The organism is Leisingera sp. ANG59 (genome assembly GCF_013317235.1).
GTDB lineage: Bacteria > Pseudomonadota > Alphaproteobacteria > Rhodobacterales > Rhodobacteraceae > Leisingera.
Window position 1 is genome coordinate 26,044 of the sequence record NZ_WLCM01000002.1, and the last position, 15,852, is coordinate 41,895.

The 15,852-nt window shown below is 66.5% G+C and carries 16 protein-coding genes; 10 read left to right on the forward strand and 6 right to left on the reverse strand.

The features are described from left to right. Nucleotides 1–82: 82 nt before the first annotated feature. Nucleotides 83–688, reverse strand: coding sequence for a DUF6749 family protein (locus GKC28_RS02055; RefSeq protein ID WP_254604128.1), 606 nt, complete (start codon nt 686–688; stop codon nt 83–85). A gap of 361 nt (nt 689–1,049) precedes the next feature. Between GKC28_RS02055 and xth the strand changes: the two genes are divergently transcribed. After that, the gene (gene xth / locus GKC28_RS02060) at nt 1,050–1,856 is read left to right on the forward strand and encodes an exodeoxyribonuclease III (RefSeq protein WP_174144882.1); all 807 of its coding nucleotides are present in this window, start codon (nt 1,050–1,052) and stop codon (nt 1,854–1,856) included. A 111-nt stretch (nt 1,857–1,967) separates the two neighbouring features. On the opposite strand, the gene GKC28_RS02065 is transcribed toward xth, so the two are convergent. After that, a complete protein-coding gene (locus GKC28_RS02065) occupies nt 1,968–3,134 on the reverse strand; it encodes an FAD-dependent monooxygenase (RefSeq protein WP_174144883.1) in 1,167 nt (388 codons plus the stop codon). A gap of 104 nt (nt 3,135–3,238) precedes the next feature. Next, the gene (gene dksA / locus GKC28_RS02070) at nt 3,239–3,661 is read right to left on the reverse strand and encodes an RNA polymerase-binding protein DksA (RefSeq protein WP_036762180.1); all 423 of its coding nucleotides are present in this window, start codon (nt 3,659–3,661) and stop codon (nt 3,239–3,241) included. 175 nt (nt 3,662–3,836) lie between these two features. Here dksA and GKC28_RS02075 point away from each other — a divergent pair, with 175 nt between their 5' ends. From GKC28_RS02075 to minE, 8 genes are all read left to right on the forward strand, one after another. Then, a complete protein-coding gene (locus tag GKC28_RS02075) occupies nt 3,837–4,676 on the forward strand; it encodes a MoxR family ATPase (RefSeq protein WP_174144884.1) in 840 nt (279 codons plus the stop codon). Between the two features lie 135 nt (nt 4,677–4,811). Next, on the forward strand, nt 4,812–6,233 hold the full coding sequence (locus tag GKC28_RS02080; RefSeq protein ID WP_368041082.1) for a DUF2927 domain-containing protein: 1,422 nt from the start codon (nt 4,812–4,814) through the stop codon (nt 6,231–6,233). A 48-nt stretch (nt 6,234–6,281) separates the two neighbouring features. Then, nucleotides 6,282–6,449, forward strand: a complete 168-nt coding sequence (locus GKC28_RS02085) for a hypothetical protein (RefSeq protein ID WP_039178657.1) — start codon at nt 6,282–6,284, stop codon at nt 6,447–6,449. 53 nt (nt 6,450–6,502) lie between these two features. Then, nucleotides 6,503–7,687: a VWA domain-containing protein gene (locus GKC28_RS02090; RefSeq protein ID WP_174144885.1), complete on the forward strand. Its 1,185-nt coding sequence runs from the start codon at nt 6,503–6,505 to the stop codon at nt 7,685–7,687. 317 nt (nt 7,688–8,004) lie between these two features. Beyond that, nucleotides 8,005–9,471, forward strand: coding sequence for an alkaline phosphatase D family protein (locus GKC28_RS02095; RefSeq protein ID WP_174144886.1), 1,467 nt, complete (start codon nt 8,005–8,007; stop codon nt 9,469–9,471). A 201-nt stretch (nt 9,472–9,672) separates the two neighbouring features. After that, a complete protein-coding gene (gene minC / locus GKC28_RS02100; RefSeq protein ID WP_174144887.1) occupies nt 9,673–10,422 on the forward strand; it encodes a septum site-determining protein MinC in 750 nt (249 codons plus the stop codon). A 29-nt stretch (nt 10,423–10,451) separates the two neighbouring features. Beyond that, complete coding sequence (gene minD, locus GKC28_RS02105) at nt 10,452–11,270, forward strand: septum site-determining protein MinD (protein ID WP_174145083.1); 819 nt, start codon at nt 10,452–10,454, stop codon at nt 11,268–11,270. A 4-nt stretch (nt 11,271–11,274) separates the two neighbouring features. Further along, nucleotides 11,275–11,541 carry a cell division topological specificity factor MinE gene (gene minE, locus GKC28_RS02110; protein ID WP_174144888.1) on the forward strand — a complete coding sequence of 89 codons (267 nt, stop codon included), beginning with the start codon at nt 11,275–11,277 and terminating at the stop codon, nt 11,539–11,541. A 459-nt stretch (nt 11,542–12,000) separates the two neighbouring features. Here minE and GKC28_RS02115 read toward each other — a convergent pair whose 3' ends face one another. Next, on the reverse strand, nt 12,001–13,173 hold the full coding sequence (locus GKC28_RS02115) for a threonine/serine exporter ThrE family protein (protein ID WP_174144889.1): 1,173 nt from the start codon (nt 13,171–13,173) through the stop codon (nt 12,001–12,003). 161 nt (nt 13,174–13,334) lie between these two features. On the opposite strand from GKC28_RS02115, the gene GKC28_RS02120 reads away from it, so the two are divergent. Continuing rightward, on the forward strand, nt 13,335–14,021 hold the full coding sequence (locus GKC28_RS02120) for a M48 family metallopeptidase (RefSeq protein WP_174145084.1): 687 nt from the start codon (nt 13,335–13,337) through the stop codon (nt 14,019–14,021). 55 nt (nt 14,022–14,076) lie between these two features. Here GKC28_RS02120 and GKC28_RS02125 read toward each other — a convergent pair whose 3' ends face one another. Both GKC28_RS02125 and GKC28_RS02130 read right to left on the reverse strand, forming a co-directional pair. Then, a complete protein-coding gene (locus tag GKC28_RS02125) occupies nt 14,077–14,625 on the reverse strand; it encodes an RSP_2648 family PIN domain-containing protein (protein WP_174144890.1) in 549 nt (182 codons plus the stop codon). A gap of 5 nt (nt 14,626–14,630) precedes the next feature. Further along, nucleotides 14,631–15,845: an RSP_2647 family RNA methyltransferase gene (locus GKC28_RS02130; protein ID WP_174144891.1), complete on the reverse strand. Its 1,215-nt coding sequence runs from the start codon at nt 15,843–15,845 to the stop codon at nt 14,631–14,633. Nucleotides 15,846–15,852: the final 7 nt, after the last annotated feature.

The following is a 15,852-nucleotide window of genomic DNA, read 5'->3' on the forward strand; positions in this document are numbered from 1 at the left end:
ATAGATGCGGCGCGGCTAGGGCGGCCCCGTATCCGGGACCGCCAAAAGTCAGGGGCCGGGAAGAAGACCGGCCCGCTCCCGGTCAGCTGCCCGAGGAGAACAGCCGGGTTGCATCGCCGTCGCTGATGCGCGCTTCTGCCGCCGGAGCGGAGCCGGAGGAGAACAGATGCGCGCCCTCGCCCGCGCCAGTCTCAGCCGCGGCTGCCGGGGCCGAGCCGGAGGAGAACATTTCCACCCCCTCGCCCGCGCCGGTTCCGGCCTGCGCAGAAGGAGCCGAGCCTGACGAGAACATTTCCGTCAGACCGCCGGAAGCAACCTCAGATTGAGTTGCGGGCGCGGAACCGGAAGAGAACATCTGCACCAGATCGCCCCCGGAGGTCTCTGCCCGTGCCGCCGGAGCCGAGCCGGACGAGAACATTTCCACCAGGTCTCCAGCCGCCGTTTCGCTGCGGGCCGCCGGGGCCGAGCCGCTGGAGAACAGCCCGGTTTCACCGCCTGCCCAGCTGTACGCCATCTGCGGCATGGAGCCCGAGGAGAACAGTGAAACGCCTTCCCCAGATGACAGATCCGCAGTCCATTCGGGGGCAGAGCCGGAGGAGAACATCTCTGTTGCATCACCTTCAAACAGGCTGGCGCCTGCGGCCGGGCGGGTTGCACGGATGGTCTGGATTTTACGCTGAGCAGTCATGTTGGAACCCCATTCATTAAGGACAAAAGGCTCCTTGACGCTGGCACGGGTGCCGCGCAGCGCAAACAAAAAATGCAATTTCACATTGTATTTTGTATCTTCAATTACTTTAACTTCAAGCTGCTATTTTTTGCGCAATTTCAATTATTTCAATTCATCCACAGGATATTCACCGCGTTACTCACACGCATATTATTGCAAAATATTTAAAATCAACCTGAGGGTTACTTTTCACCCATGCAAAACGCCAGCGGTCCGCAGCGGCACAAGTGATTCGCGATTCGCGCTCCGGGCTTGCCCCGGGGCGCTGATTCAGCGATAGATCGGCCCCGAATAAAGCAATCTGGGCCGGAGGCAAGCCATGAAAATCGCCACTTTTAACATCAATGGCATCAAGGCCCGCGCCCAGGCGCTGCCGGACTGGCTGGACGAGGCGCAGCCCGACGTGGTTCTGCTGCAGGAAATCAAGTCGGTGGATGAAGCGTTTCCGCGCGAGATCTTCGAGGAGCGCGGCTACAACGTCGAAACCCACGGGCAGAAAAGCTTCAACGGCGTGGCGATCCTGTCCAAGCTGCCGCTGGAAGACGTGTCGCGCGGGCTGCCGGGCGATGACAGCGACGAACAGGCGCGCTGGATCGAGGCGACGGTGGTGGGCAAACAGGCGATCCGGATCTGCGGCCTGTACCTGCCCAACGGCAACCCGGTGGAACTGGAGGCGGACGGCAGCCCGGTGGCGGGCGGCAAATACGCCTATAAACTGGCCTGGATGGAGCGGCTGAAGGCCCGGGCCGAGGCGCTGCTGGCCGAGGAGATGCCCGCGCTGATGGCCGGTGATTACAACATCATCCCGCAGGCCGAGGACGCCAAACGGCCCGAGGCCTGGGTGGAGGACGCGCTGCACCGCCCGGAAAGCCGTGCTGCGTTTCAGCGGATTGTCAACCTGGGCTTCACCGAGGCCTTCCGCGCCCGCCACCAGGGGCCGGGGCATTATTCCTTCTGGGACTACCAGGCCGGCGCCTGGAACCGCGACGACGGCATCCGCATCGACCATTTCCTGCTGACGCCGCAGGCGGCGGACCTGCTGCGCGACTGCCAGATCGACAAGGACGTGCGCGGCCGCGAGAAGCCGTCCGACCACGTTCCGGTCTGGGTGGACCTGGACATCTGAGCGCTGAACGCGCCGCGCATCAGCGCGGCGCCACGCCCAACGCTTTCGGGGTCATCTCTGATGATCCGGAACGGGGCGGGAGCCGCCCGGCCCTGCCGCCCCGGACCCGCCTCAGGCGGTGACGTCGTGGCGGTAGATCCAGTCGAACTGGCTGACCATGCGGTCCGGGGCGAAACGGCCGCCCAGTTTCAGCACCTGGTGCGCAGGCCAGCTGAGCGGCGCCCGCAGATGGTATTTCCAGGCATTGTTGCTGGCCGCCCGCACCACTTTCTCCGCCCGGTCGCGGCGGCGCGACTGGTACATTGCCAGCCCGGCCTTGAGCCCCGCCGCCTCCTGCAGCGAACGGGCCAGCACCCAGGCATCCTCCAGCGCCAGATTGGCCCCCTGCGCCATGAACGGCAGCGTCGGATGCGCGGCGTCGCCCAGGATGGCGGAGTTTTCGCCATACCAGTTCTCTGCCACGGGATGGCGGAACAGTCCCCAGAGCAGCACTTCCTCTACCGCGTCCAAGAGCGCCGCGGCATTGCCGCCGAAGCCCGAAAAGGCAGCGCGCAGGTTGGCGGGGTCGTCCTTGAAGTTCCAGCTCTCCTCGGCCCAGGCGCGGCGCTCTTGCACCGCGACCAGGTTCATCAGGCTGCCGTCGCGCAACGGATAGGCCACCAGATGCCGCCCCGGCCCCATGAATACCTGCGCCTCCGGCGGCAGGTTCAGATGGTTCGGCACCGTGGCCCGCCAGGCCACCTGGCCGGTGAAGTAGGGCTTGCGCTCGCCGTTCAGGGCCAACCGGGTTTTCGAATGCAGCCCGTCAGCGCCCACCAGCAGGTCGCCGCCGCATTGGGCGCCGTTCCCCAGGTGCACGAGCGGCTGCGGGCCAGGTTCGATCCGCTCCGCCTTTTGCAGCAGCCGCACCTGGACGCCTTCGCGCCGGGCCGCGCCGGCCAGGAGGCCAATGAGATCGGAGCGGTGCACGAAGTAATAGGGCAGCCCGGCGGCGTATTCATCCAGGTCCAGCCGCAGCACCTGATTGCCGCGGCGGTGGCCGCGCAGCACCACCGCGCGGGCGCGCTGCGAGCACCAGGCCAGATCATCCGCCAGCCCCAGCGCCTTCAGCACCTGAACGCCGTTGGGGGTGATCTGCAGCCCCGCGCCGACCTCCGAGATCGCCTCGGCCTGCTCCAGCACGGTGACGGACGCCCCGAAGCGGCGCAGCGACAGCGCTGCCGCGAGACCGCCGATGCCGGCGCCGATGACGGTTATTTTCAGGCCTTTGAGGTCCATGGGGCTCCTGCAGATTCTCCGCCTGCCCCCAATGAAACAAAAAACGCCGGAGCAAAAGGCCCCGGCGTTAATGTTTCTTGCGTTATTACCGCCGAAATCAGCGGTTAATCGTCACGGTGGACTTTTTCGCGGCGCTCGTGGCGTTCCTGCGCTTCCAGGCTCATGGTCGCGATCGGACGCGCATCCAGGCGCTTCAGCGAGATCGGGTCGCCGGTCACTTCGCAGTAGCCGTATTCACCCTCGTCGATGCGGCGCAGCGCCGAGTCGATCTTGGCGACCAGCTTGCGCTGGCGGTCGCGGGTGCGCAGCTCCAGCGCACGGTCGGTCTCTTCGCTGGCACGGTCGGCGACATCGGGAATATTGCGGGTGCTGTCCTGCAGCCCCTCAATCGTGTCGCGGCTGTCTGCCAGCAGGTCCTGCTTCCATTCCAATAGTTTGCGTCGGAAATACTCAAGCTGCCGTTCGTTCATGAACGGCTCATCTTCGGCCGGTCGGTAGTCGTCCGGCAGAAACACTTCTTGCTTCATTTCGGCTCCTTCGGTCTGGCCCATCATGCTGGTCATAAACAATACCTCAACACTTTGGATCCCCCTCTGCCGCAGCGTTTATCCCTATCGGACAGGAATGTCACTACACAATAGTGGCGCTGTTTGGTTAAAAGCGTGATAACAAGACGGCAACCACGGCTGAAACGGGAAAGATATGCGATTTCAGGGCACTAAGGAATATGTTGCAACCGATGACCTGAAGGTTGCGGTGAACGCGGCGGTGACGCTGGAGCGTCCGCTGCTGGTCAAGGGCGAGCCCGGCACCGGCAAGACCGAGCTGGCCAAGCAGGTTGCCAGCGCGCTGGGGCTGCGGATGATCGAGTGGAACGTGAAATCCACCACCCGCGCCCAGCAGGGCCTTTATGAATATGACGCCGTGAGCCGCCTGCGCGACAGCCAGCTGGGCGAGGAGCGCGTGCATGACGTGAAGAACTACATCCGCAAGGGCAAGCTGTGGGAAGCGTTCGAGGCGGACGAGAAGGTCGTGCTGCTGATCGACGAGATCGACAAGGCCGACATCGAGTTCCCCAACGACCTCTTGCAGGAGCTCGACAAGATGGAGTTCCACGTCTACGAGACCGGCGAGACCATCAAGGCGAAGCACCGCCCGGTGATGATCATCACCTCCAACAACGAAAAGGAACTGCCCGACGCTTTCCTGCGCCGCTGCTTCTTTCACTACATCCGCTTCCCGGACACGGAGACGATGAAGAAGATCGTCGAGGTGCATCACCCGGGCATCAAGGAGGCGCTGCTGACCGCCGCGCTGACCCAGTTCTACGAGATCCGCGACACGCAGGGGCTGAAGAAGAAGCCTTCGACTTCGGAGGTGATCGACTGGCTGAAACTGCTGCTGGCCGAGGATCTGAGCCCGGAGGATCTTGCCCGCGACGGCGCCAATGCGCTGCCCAAGCTGCACGGGGCGCTGCTGAAGAACGAGCAGGACGTGCATCTGTTCGAACGCCTGGCCTTCATGGCGCGCGGGCGGCGCTGAGCGCACGGGCAGAGGACACAGGCGGCAGGCGCTTTCCCCGCCGCCTGACTGTTTCGCTTCAAATTGCTGCCGCATTCCCCTATCAGAGGAAACAGGGCCGGGCTGAGGCAGCCGGGCCGCTAGGGAGACACCTGAGTGCCCGCGGACGCAGCAATGGACCCGGAAATGACACCCCGCCGCAGCGGGAAGCGTCTGCTGAAGGCCGCCGCCGGCGTTCTGGCGGCGCTTGCGCTGGCCGCCTGCGCGGCCCCGGCGGCCCGTGTCGAGGCGCCGACCCGCGCCGCCGCCGCGCCGCTGGCGCTGCCGCCGGTCAAGGTGTTCACCACGCCCCGGCCGCAGGCCCCCCAGCGCTCCAACGCCGATATTGCCCGCGACTTCCTGGATTTGCATTTCCAGCTGGAGGGCGGCAGCCCCCTGCCCCAGTTCACCCGCTTTGAGACGCCGATCACCCTGCGGGTCACCGGCGACCCCGCCCCCGGCTTCAGCCGCGAGCTGAACGCACTGCTGGCACGGCTGCGCGCGGAGGCCGGGATTTCCATCCGCCGGGTCACCGGCGGCGAGGCCAGCATTACCGTCCAGATGGTCTCCCGCAACGAGATCCGCCGGGCACTGCCCAAGGCGGCCTGTTTCGTGGTGCCCAATGTCTCCTCTCTGGCGGAATACCGGCGCAACCGGCGCAGCCCGCGCACCAACTGGGCGCTGCTGCGCGAGCGGGACCGGCTGGCGGTCTTTCTGCCCAACGACACCAGCCCGCAGGAGGTGCGCGACTGCCTGCACGAGGAACTGGCACAGGCCATCGGCCCGCTGAACGACCTGTACCGGCTGCCGGATTCGATCTTCAACGACGACAACATGCACGCGGTGCTGACCGGGTTCGACATGCTGATCCTGCGCGCGACCTATGCGCCGGAGCTGCGAACCGGCATGACCCGCGCCCAGGTGGCCGCCCGGCTGCCCGCGATCCTGTCCCGGCTGAACCCGCGCGGGAATAGCGTTGCGGCATGGCCGCTGCCGGCGACTCCGCGGGCCTGGTCTGCCGCCTATGAGCAGGCGCTGGGGCCACAGGCAGCCCTGCGGGAGCGGCTGCGCGACGCCAACAAGGCTGCGGAAATCGCCCGCGACCTGGGCTGGAGCGACCACCGCCGCGCCATCAGCCACTATACGCTGGGGCGGATGCTCCACATCCGCGAGCCGGAGCTGGCGCTGCAGCACTTCCTGACCGCGCAGACCTATCTGCAGGCGCAGCCGGGCACCGGCATTCACCAGGCCAAGCTGGCAGTGCAGCTGGCCGCCTATGACGTGGCCACCGGAGACGGCGCTGCGGCACTGGCCCGGCTGAAGCCCGCGGCAGCGGCGGCCGCAGCGCATGAAAACGCAGCACTTCTGTCCACGCTGCTGATGCTGCAGGCGGAGGCGCTGGAACTGCAGGGCAAGACGGTTGAGGCACGCCGGGTCAGACTGGACAGCCTGGGATGGGCGCGCTACGGCTTCGGCCCGGACTGGGTAGTGGAGGCCCGGCTTGAGGAGGTTGCGGCGCTGCGCCCCCCCGGTTCCTGATGCGGCCTGCAAGAGACAGATCCTGAAAGACAAGAGACGGAAAGAACCATGATTGTAATCCTCGGCGTTCTGCTGGGCGGCCTGATCGGCGCCCTGAAGGCAAAGAAACGGGGCGGCAACACCCTGGACATGCTGCAATACGGGGCCGTTTATGCCATCATCTTTGGCGTGCTCGGCCTGCTGGCCACCATCCTGACCCACCGGGTGCTGGCTTAGGGCCCGCCCTGATCTGGCCGAGCCAGTTCACCCCTGCCGGAGACCGATCCGCGATGTTCCAGCCCTTCTTTGAAAACCTGCGCAAGGCGTCCATTCCGGTCAGCTTGCGCGAGTACCTTACCTTTCTGGAGGGGATGAAGGCGGGGCTGGCCACCTATGACATCGAGGCCTTCTACTTCCTCGCCCGCGCCGCGATGGTGAAGGACGAGCGCAACATCGACAAGTTCGACCGCGCCTTTGCCGCCACCTTCGAGGGGCTGGAGGCGATTCCGGCGGACGCGGTGATGGAGGCCGTCGACATTCCCGAGGACTGGCTGCGCAAGATGGCGGAAAAGCACCTGAGCGCAGAAGAAAAGGCCGAGATCGAGGCGCTCGGCGGCTTCGACAAGCTGATGGAAACCCTGAAGGAGCGGCTGAAGGAACAGCAGGGCCGCCACCAGGGCGGCAGCAAGTGGATCGGCACCGCCGGCACCTCCCCCTTTGGCGCCTATGGCTACAATCCCGAGGGCGTGCGCATCGGCCAGGACAAGAGCCGCCACCAGCGCGCGGTCAAGGTCTGGGACAAGCGCGAGTTCAAAAACCTCGACGGCGATGTCGAACTCGGCACCCGCAACATCAAGGTGGCGCTGAAGCGCCTGCGCCGCTGGGTCCGCGAAGGCGCGCAGGAGGAGCTGGATCTGGACGGCACCATCCGCTCCACCGCCGAGCACGGCTATCTGGATGTGAAGACACGGCCGGAGCGGCACAACGCGGTGAAGGTGCTGCTGTTCCTGGATGTGGGCGGCTCGATGGACCCGCATATCCAGGTGGTGGAGGAGCTGTTCTCCGCCGCCCGCGCCGAGTTCAAGCACCTGGAATACTACTACTTCCACAACTGCCTGTATGAAGGCGTCTGGCGCGACAACCGCCGCCGCTGGAACGAGAAGATCCCCACCCACGAGGTGCTGCGCACCTACGGGCCGGATTACAAGTGCATCTTCGTCGGCGATGCCTCGATGTCGCCCTATGAGATCGCCTATCCCGGCGGCGCCAATGAACACTGGAACGAGGAAGCGGGCCAGGTCTGGCTGCAGCGCGCGCGCGAGGCCTGGGCGTCGAACCTGTGGATCAACCCGGTGCCGGAGAAATACTGGGATTACACCCATTCGATCGGGATGATCCGGGAGATCTTTGAGGACCGGATGGTGCCGATGACACTGGACGGTCTGGAGCGCGGCATGCGGGAGCTGAGCCGCTAAACGGCAACGCCTCTGACAGCGCGAGGCTCCCGCGCCTGCAGGTGCAGCGGCTGACGCCGCCTCTCCTTGGCAGCCTTGGGCAGGATGCGCGCCGGACCACCAGGTCCGGCGCCGGGCCCAACCTGCAGGATGGCATTTTCAATGCAAGCCGGGCGGGCGGGAGCGCTGCTTGGCCGCTTGCCAGGCCCTCAACCGCACCCACCCCCGGTGCGCCCAGTGCTGCCTGCGGCAGTACTGCCGCAGGCTCCGGCGGTGTCCCGCCGCCGTGCCGTCAGCGGTTGATTGCGTCCCAGCCGATACCTAGGTGCTGTGGCGGTATGAGCAGCAGCACCCGGATAACAGGCCGCAATGCAGGCCCCGGCACCGGACAAGTCACCGGCCCCATCCTGATCCTCGATGATCTGCGTGATGGCCGGATGCATCTGGCGGCACTGTTCATTGTGCCCAAGGGCGCCGCCCTGCCTCCGGTGCTCCTGAACAGCGGCGAGGTGCAGCCGGAACCGCTGGCTGAGTATGACGTCTGCACCGTGCATCGGGCGCGGTTCAGCCTGCCTGCGGATCATCCCTCTGCCTACCAGTGGAAAGGCACGCGTTTTGCGCTGGCAGGCGGTTTTGGCGGCGATCTGCGGATCGCCTATGCCTCCTGCAACGGCGAGGAGCATGGCGACCTGGACCGCGACGGGGCCGAGCGCAACGCGATATGGGCAAGGATGGGCGCGGAGCATGCGGAACAGCCTTTCTCGCTGCTGCTGCATGGCGGCGATCAGATCTATGCGGATGAGGTGACACACGGCCATCCCCTTAGCGAAGACTGGCCGGACCGCATCCCCCGCGACCCCGCCCACGAGGAGCTGGGCGATCTGCGCCGCCACCTGCGCGAGCGGTTCCTGCAGCGGTATCTGGCTATCTATGCCGCGCCGGAGTTTGCCTGGATCGCGGCGCGGGTGCCGTCGCTGATGCAATGGGACGACCACGACATCTGCGACGGCTGGGGATCCTTGCGCCGTTCGCGCACCTATTCCCCGGTCGGCCAGGCCCTGTTTGCGGCGGCGCGGGAGGCAGCGCTGCTGTTCCAGCACGGCTGCTGCGAAGGCGATCTGCCCGCGCGGTTCTCTGATCCCGGAGGCAGCCACCTGGGCTGGCGCATCGAGGCGCCGGGGCTGCGCCTGCTGGCCCCCGACCTGCGCAGCGAGCGCAGCCGGCGGCGGGTGATGGCGCGGGGCGGCTGGCGGATGATGAAAACCGCCGCGGAGCAGCGCTTTGCCGGGCGCACGCTGCTGATGTCCAGCGTGCCGCTGCTGGGGCCGCGGCTGTCGCTGCTGGAGCTGCTGATGGTGCTGACGCCCAGAATGCAGAAATACGAGGACGACCTGCGCGACCAGTGGCAGAGCCGGGCGCACCGGGCTTCCTGGCGGCGGATGCTGCGGCTGCTGCGGGACATGGCGGCGCAGGACGGCCAGCAGGTCACCGCCATCTCCGGCGAGATCCACCTAGCCGCGCGCGGCGAGATGGCGCTTGGCGGCGGAAAGCTGCTGCACCAGCTGGTGGCCTCGGGCATTTCCCACCGGGCGCCACCCCGGGCCTGGGCCAAGGTGCTGGGAATGCTGTCGCGGCTGGGCGACGCGCCCCTGCCCGGCCACCCCATCCGGATCCGCCAGATCCCCGGCCAGGCCGGGCGCTATGCGGCAGAGAGGAACTATCTGGTGCTGGAGCGGCAGGGCGCAGACTGGTCCGCCAGCTGGGAGCTGGAGCACTCAGGCCGGTCCGCACCGCTGGCGCTGTAGGCGCAGCGCCACTGCTCGGGCGGCAACCGTTTTCTGTTCAACCCCAGGCGGATCATCTGCGGAAATCCGCCGCCGGGCACAGCCGCAGGCGCATGTCCGCCGACCCTGCCCGGCTGCGGTTGAACGGCCTGCCCGCCTGACGCTACCCAAGGGAAAAAGCCGTGGGGAAACAAGCCCGCCATTTCCGAGCAGGAGCATCGCGTGAGCGTGCCGCATCAAGACATTAAACAACGTGGCAGTGCACCTGCCGCAAGCGTGAAGCCGTTCCAGATCCGCGGGCGGTATTTCACCGCTGTTGCCCTGCGCCCCGAGGACGGGCCTCTGGATCAGGCGTTTTACGCCGCGCTGGACGCGCAGCTGCGCTGGAGCCCGCAATTCTTTGACAGCGCCCCGCTGATCCTGGACCTGGCGCAGGCGCCGGGGCTGAACCGGCCTGCTGAGATCCGGGCGCTGGCCGACAGCCTGCGCAGCCGTGATCTGGCGGTATTCGGCGTGCAAAACGCCACCCCCGCACAGGCCGCTGCGGCAGAGGACGCCGGCCTGATCACGCTGGCCAGCGGCAAGGACGCGCCGCTGAACACCGGTCCCGGCCCCCGCCGGGAAATCCCCAAGAAATTGCGCCCGCCCCGGAATGTGGTGGTCACCCGGCCGGTGCGCTCCGGCCAGACGGTGGTAGCTGAGGGCGGCGATCTAGTGGTCGTCGGGCCTGTCAGCTCCGGCGCGGAACTGATCGCGCGAGGCAACATCCATGTCTACGGCCTGCTCAGGGGCCGTGCCATGGCCGGTGCGGAGGGCGACGAGAGCGCCCGTATCTTCTGCCAGCGGCTGGATGCGGAGCTGCTGGCGGTCGCGGGCCTCTATCGGACGAACGAGAATTTGGAGCCGGAACTATTGAACCGCGCAGCACAGGTTTTCCTGCGCGATGGCCGGCTGTGTGTGGAGGCACTGTAATGAGCAAGGACCTGACTTTGGAACAACCGATGGGCCGGGTGATCGTCGTCACCTCAGGCAAGGGCGGCGTGGGCAAGACCACAACCTCGGCGGCGGTGGGCGCCGAGCTGGCGCGGCGCGGGCACAAGACGGTGGTGATCGATTTCGACGTGGGTTTGCGCAACCTGGACATGATCATGGGCTGCGAGCGCCGGGTGGTCTTTGACTTCATCAACGTGATCCAGGGCGACGCCAAGCTGAAGCAGGCGCTGATCCGTGACCGGCGGCTGGAGAATCTGGCGGTGCTGCCGACCTCGCAGACCCGCGACAAGGATGCGCTGACCAGGGACGGCGTCGCGAAGGTGCTGGAAGAGCTGCGCCAGGAGTTCGACTACATCATCTGCGACAGCCCCGCGGGGATCGAGCGCGGCGCCCAGATGGCAATGCATTTCGCCGATGAGGCGATTGTCGTCACCAACCCCGAGGTGTCCTCGGTGCGTGACAGCGACCGGGTGCTGGGATTGCTGAACAGCATCACCGAACGGGCCGGGAAAACCGGTGCCGAGCCGGTCAAGGCGCAGGTTCTGATCACCCGCCACGACAAGGCCCGCGTCGACAGCGGCGAAATGATGACGGTGGAGGACGTGCTGGAGGTTCTGGCGGTGCCGCTGCTGGGGATCATCCCCGAGAGCAAGGCAGTGCTGCGCGCCTCCAACCTCGGCGTGCCGGTGGTGCTGGATGACCCGTCTGCGGCGGCCGCCGCCTATGAAGACGCCGTCGGCCGGCTGATCGGCGAGCAGATCGAGATGCGGATTGCCGCGGACCCGCGCCGCGGGCTGCTGCAGCGGCTGTTCCGGCGGACGGTATAAGCGGATGTTCGGATTTTCCTTCCGCCCCCGCAAAGCGGCGTCAGCCAGTACCGCCAAGGAACGGCTGCAGATCCTGCTGGCGCATGAACGCAGCGGCCACGGCAGCGCCCGCCCCGACTGCCTGCCGCAGCTGCAGCGCGAAATCCTGGACGTGATCCGCCGCCACATGCAGATCGGCGACGAGGCGATCGACATCCGCATGGAGCGCGGCGACGAGCTGTCGAGCCTGGAGATCAACATCGAGTTCCCCGGCAAATTGGGGGTGAACTAGAGCCGCCCTCCGGGACCGCGGGACCGCCCCGGGCATTTCACCGAGGGGCAATCCTGTAGGCCCCGGAAATCTGAACAAGGGGCTGCCATCCGGCGGCCCCGGACACTTAAGAATATCCGGCGCAGAGTCCCCACCCCTATCCTGCGCCGGGTAAGGGCAGGTAAATCCTGTCCGTGCTGTCATGGGCCTTCCGCATTTTCCCTGCCGAAGGCCCATGACACATTAAGTGTCCCCAGCCGTTCGCAGCGGGTGGCGCGCTGCAAAAGGCTGATCTGCCGTCAGCTGGACGCTGCCATTGGAGAAGACCTTTGCCGTCATGGGCGGTTTGGCCCGGCCCGGCATTGATCCCAGCCGCTATGCCGCATTGCAGGATGCTGTGACGGCCAGCGGCCGGCCCTCGGCCCCGGACGCACCCTTGGCCGGAGGCGAGCGGGCGACACCGGCGGGAGCGCGCTGCGCCTAGCTGGCGAGGTTGCGGTTCTTCTGCGAATAGAGCGCCAGCGCCGTCACCTGCCCCGCCACGATGGCCGAGAACATCAAAAGCGCCGACAGGCCGATGCTGGCATCCGCCATCAGCGTCTCGTTGAACAGCGATTGCGTTGCGCTCATCAGCACCCGGCTGCCGGGGACCAGGATCAGGATGCCCTGCACGATATAGATGGCGCCGGTCAGGTTCAGCGTCTTGGCGAGCCAGGTGCCGTAAAGCGTGATGCACATGGCAGTGACCCAGGTCCCGACGATCCAGCCGCCGCCAAAGCCCAGGTAAAGCGGCCCCCACATGCCCAGCACGGTGACCGGCAGCGCCCGCAGGATGTCGACCATGCGGGCGTTGAAGATCACGCCAATGGAGAACGACAGTGCGGGCAGCGCCAGATAGGGCATCCACCACAGCACTTCGTTCACGTTCTCCACATGCGGCGCCGCCCCCCAAAGCGCCGCGCCGATGCTGACGCCGATGTAGATGCCGATGAACAGTTTCATCAGCACGAAGATCGACTGGGCAAACAGGCTGGAGCCGGAGATCACATCGTTGAAGGCCAGGCATTCCAGCGAGTTGGCAATCGACAGCCCAGGCACAAACAGCACGATGGCGGCGATGCAGGTGCCCCAGACCGGCACCTCCACCCCCATGCTGCTGACCAGCGAGACCGCCAGCCCCGCAACCAGCGCCGACAGGAATTCGACCAGGATCACCCGGTCGCCGCGGCAGAACAGCTGGCAGAGCCAGACCAGGAAGCCCAGCACCGCCGACAGCGCAATCGTTGTGAGCGCGCTGCCGATCAGGGTCAGGAAGGCGGGCGGGATAGCGATATTGGCCAGCATGATCAGCCAGCCGGGATAACGCCCCGGCTCCTCAATCCCCGGATCCTCCACCGCGTTGATGCGGATGATGGTGCGGGCCAGGAGGCTGAGGTTGATCTGAGCAGGCTCCAGGCGGCGGATGATGAACTGGTTGTCCTCGTCCGGGAACTGGCAGGAGATCGACGTGGGGGTGGCCTGCACGATCACGTTGATGCCCTGCTTCCTGGCATAGAACTGCAGGTATTTCTCGATCTTGTAGGGCGCGCAGCCGCTGCGGTGCAGGGTCTCGCCGGTGTCGGCGATGTTGCGGAGCTGTGAGAGCGGTGCCATGTGCCGGAAGCCGTTGTTCTGTGGTGTCTCGGGGTCCAGCCCCCTTAATGGATGCGGCGCGCGGCGGCGAGTGCGGATTTTGCATGGCGGCCTGCGCTGGGTGCAAGGCTTCCGGGCCGCTGCCTCTTGCTGGCGGCGCGGTTTCGGCCCATATCTGGTGCATGCTGCGCCTCTTGCCCATTCTTCTGGCCGTTCTCTATGGCCTTGTGATGTACCGGATTTCCGTCTGGCGCACCAACCGCGAGCTCGACCAGCGCTCCACCGAGCTGGCGGACCCGCGGCTGAAGCGGCTGACCGACCGGCTGGCGGCGGCGCTGAACATTGCCCGTATCCCGGTGCATATCTACGAAGTCGACCCGGTAAACGGGCTGGCGGCGCCGGACGGGCGGATCTTCATCACCCGCGGGTTCTACCGCAAGTACCAGAACGGCGAGGTCAGCGCCGAGGAATTGGCCTCGGTCATTGCCCATGAGCTGGGCCATGTGGCGCTGGGGCATGCCCGCAAGCGGATGATCGATTTCTCCGGCCAGAACGCGCTGCGCACCGCGCTGATGATGATCCTGGGCCGCTACATCCCCTTTATCGGGCCGTGGATTGCCGGGGTGCTGACCTCGCTGATCGCAGCGCGGCTGTCGCGCGGCGACGAGTATGAGGCGGATGAATATGCTGCGGCGCTGCTGACCAAGGCCGGGATCGGGCTGGCACCGCAGAAGAGCTTGTTTGCCAAGCTGGAAGAGCTGACGCAAGCGCGCGCCGGCATGGCGCCTGCCTGGCTGATGAGCCACCCCAAGACCGAAGAGCGCATCGCCGCGCTGGAGCGGCTGGAAGACAAATGGGCCAAGGGCTGAACCCGCGGCAAAGGCGGGATTGAGGGGCCGGCCCCTCAAACTCCCCGGAGTATTTTCACAAAGAAGAAGAGAGGGCCTTGGCGAGCCGCGGCAGGCGGGCTTTCTTCAGCAGCGGGCGGATCTCCCAGCTGCCGCCGGACAGGCGGTTGGCCTCGGCCAGAACCTCTGCCCCCAGCGCCTCCATGCCGGTGCTGTCCTGCAGCCAGATCCCGTAGAGCAGCTCGTCCGGCCCGAGGCGCTCCAGGCCTTCCTCTGCCAATGTGTGGCGCGGGAAGTCCTTGTTGTTGACGGTGACGATGGCGTCGGCGTGGCCAGCGATGGCGGTGGCCAGCACATGGGTATCCGCGCTGTCTGGCAGCCAGAGGCGCGCCTCGACGCCCGGTGCCGGGGCAACCTCTGCCTTGGGCCAGTTGGCGCGGATCAGGGCAATCTCTGCCGTGGCCTGCGCCGCGCCCGCGGGGCCGAGTTTTACCGCCGCGCGTTCCCATTCGCCCAGGATCCGCGCGGACCAGAGCGGGGTGAAATGGCCGAGGCGCGCCGCGCCCAGCAGCATTTCCCGCATCACCGTCGGGTAGAGGACGCAAGTGTCGAGCAGCAGCTTCACCAGCGTCAGTCCAGCCGGAAGAACACAGCCTTCAGATAGCCGCTTTCGGCCAGCTGCGGCAGCTGTGGGTGGTCCGGGCCTGCGTATCCGGTGTGAATGAGCGCCGCCCGGCGGCCGCCCTTGCCGATACCGCGGGCCGAGGCGTTGCGGAAGCGGGTAAGGTCGGCGGCATGCGAGCAGGAGCAGAGGCCGAGGTAGCCGCCGGGCTTCACCAGCGGTGCCGCCAGTTTGGCGACGCGCTCATAAGCACGCAGCCCGGCCTCCAGCGCCTGTTTCGAGGGTGCAAAGGCGGGCGGGTCGCAGACCACCACGTCAAAGCTCTCGCCCTCTTCCGCCAGCGCGGCCAGCACGTCGAAGGCGTCGCCCTGACGGGCGGTGAACTTGTCCTGGTGGCCGCTGGCTGCGGCGCCTTGCGCGGCCAGCTCCAGCGCGGCGGCGGAGCCGTCGACGCAGGTGGCTGCCCCGGCACCGCCTGCCAGCATCGCAAGACCAAAGCCGCCGACGTGGGAAAACACGTCCAGCACCTTGGCGCCGGGCGCGGTCAGGCGGGCGGCAAAGGCGTGGTTTTCGCGCTGGTCGAAGAACAGCCCGGTTTTCTGGCCGCCGGTGAGGTCGGCCATATAGGTGGCGCCGTTCATCCGGACTGGCACCGGCGCAGCGGGGGCCGCGCCCCGCAGGGTCTGGTTCACGTCATCCAGACCTTCCAGACCGCGGGTGCGGCCTGAGGCGTTTTTCAGGATCACTTCGGCGCCGGTCACGTCGGCCAAAGCGGCGGCGAGCATGTCCAGATGCGCCTCGGCCCAGGCGGCGTTGGGCTGCACCACGCATGTATCGCCGAAACGGTCGATCACCACGCCGGGAAGGCCATCGGATTCAGCATGCACCAGCCGGTAGAAGGGCGCGTCATAGAGCCGTTCGCGCATCTCCAGCGCAGGCGACAGGCGGGCGGCGAACCAGGCCTGATCAATCTCCGCCTCCGGGTCGCGGTCGAGCATCCGGGCGATGATCTTGCTTTCGGGGTTGACCGCAACCAGCCCCAGCGGGCGCTGCGCCTCATCCTCCAGCACCGCAAGGGTGCCGGGCGCCAGCTTGCGGGTGCGGCGGTCGGTCACCAGTTCGTTGGCATAGACCCAAGGAAACCCGTGCCGGATGGCGCGGGCGTTGGATTTGGGTTTCATTTTCACGCGGGGGCGCTGGAGCGCATCGGGGGAGGCAGTCATGAGCTTC

What these genes read in the sequence shown, in the direction of transcription:
- GKC28_RS02120 (WP_174145084.1), top strand. Translation starts at nt 13,335, where the DNA reads ATGCTGCGCCTCTTGCCCATTCTTCTGGCCGTTCTCTATGGCCTTGTG.
- minD (WP_174145083.1), top strand. Translation starts at nt 10,452, where the DNA reads ATGGGCCGGGTGATCGTCGTCACCTCAGGCAAGGGCGGCGTGGGCAAG.
- xth (WP_174144882.1), top strand. Translation starts at nt 1,050, where the DNA reads ATGAAAATCGCCACTTTTAACATCAATGGCATCAAGGCCCGCGCCCAG.
- GKC28_RS02115 (WP_174144889.1), bottom strand. Translation starts at nt 13,173, where the DNA reads ATGGCACCGCTCTCACAGCTCCGCAACATCGCCGACACCGGCGAGACC.
- GKC28_RS02130 (WP_174144891.1), bottom strand. Translation starts at nt 15,845, where the DNA reads ATGACTGCCTCCCCCGATGCGCTCCAGCGCCCCCGCGTGAAAATGAAA.
- GKC28_RS02055 (WP_254604128.1), bottom strand. Translation starts at nt 688, where the DNA reads ATGACTGCTCAGCGTAAAATCCAGACCATCCGTGCAACCCGCCCGGCC.
- GKC28_RS02090 (WP_174144885.1), top strand. Translation starts at nt 6,503, where the DNA reads ATGTTCCAGCCCTTCTTTGAAAACCTGCGCAAGGCGTCCATTCCGGTC.
- GKC28_RS02075 (WP_174144884.1), top strand. Translation starts at nt 3,837, where the DNA reads ATGCGATTTCAGGGCACTAAGGAATATGTTGCAACCGATGACCTGAAG.
- GKC28_RS02065 (WP_174144883.1), bottom strand. Translation starts at nt 3,134, where the DNA reads ATGGACCTCAAAGGCCTGAAAATAACCGTCATCGGCGCCGGCATCGGC.
- dksA (WP_036762180.1), bottom strand. Translation starts at nt 3,661, where the DNA reads ATGAAGCAAGAAGTGTTTCTGCCGGACGACTACCGACCGGCCGAAGAT.
- GKC28_RS02085 (WP_039178657.1), top strand. Translation starts at nt 6,282, where the DNA reads ATGATTGTAATCCTCGGCGTTCTGCTGGGCGGCCTGATCGGCGCCCTG.
- minE (WP_174144888.1), top strand. Translation starts at nt 11,275, where the DNA reads ATGTTCGGATTTTCCTTCCGCCCCCGCAAAGCGGCGTCAGCCAGTACC.
- GKC28_RS02095 (WP_174144886.1), top strand. Translation starts at nt 8,005, where the DNA reads ATGAGCAGCAGCACCCGGATAACAGGCCGCAATGCAGGCCCCGGCACC.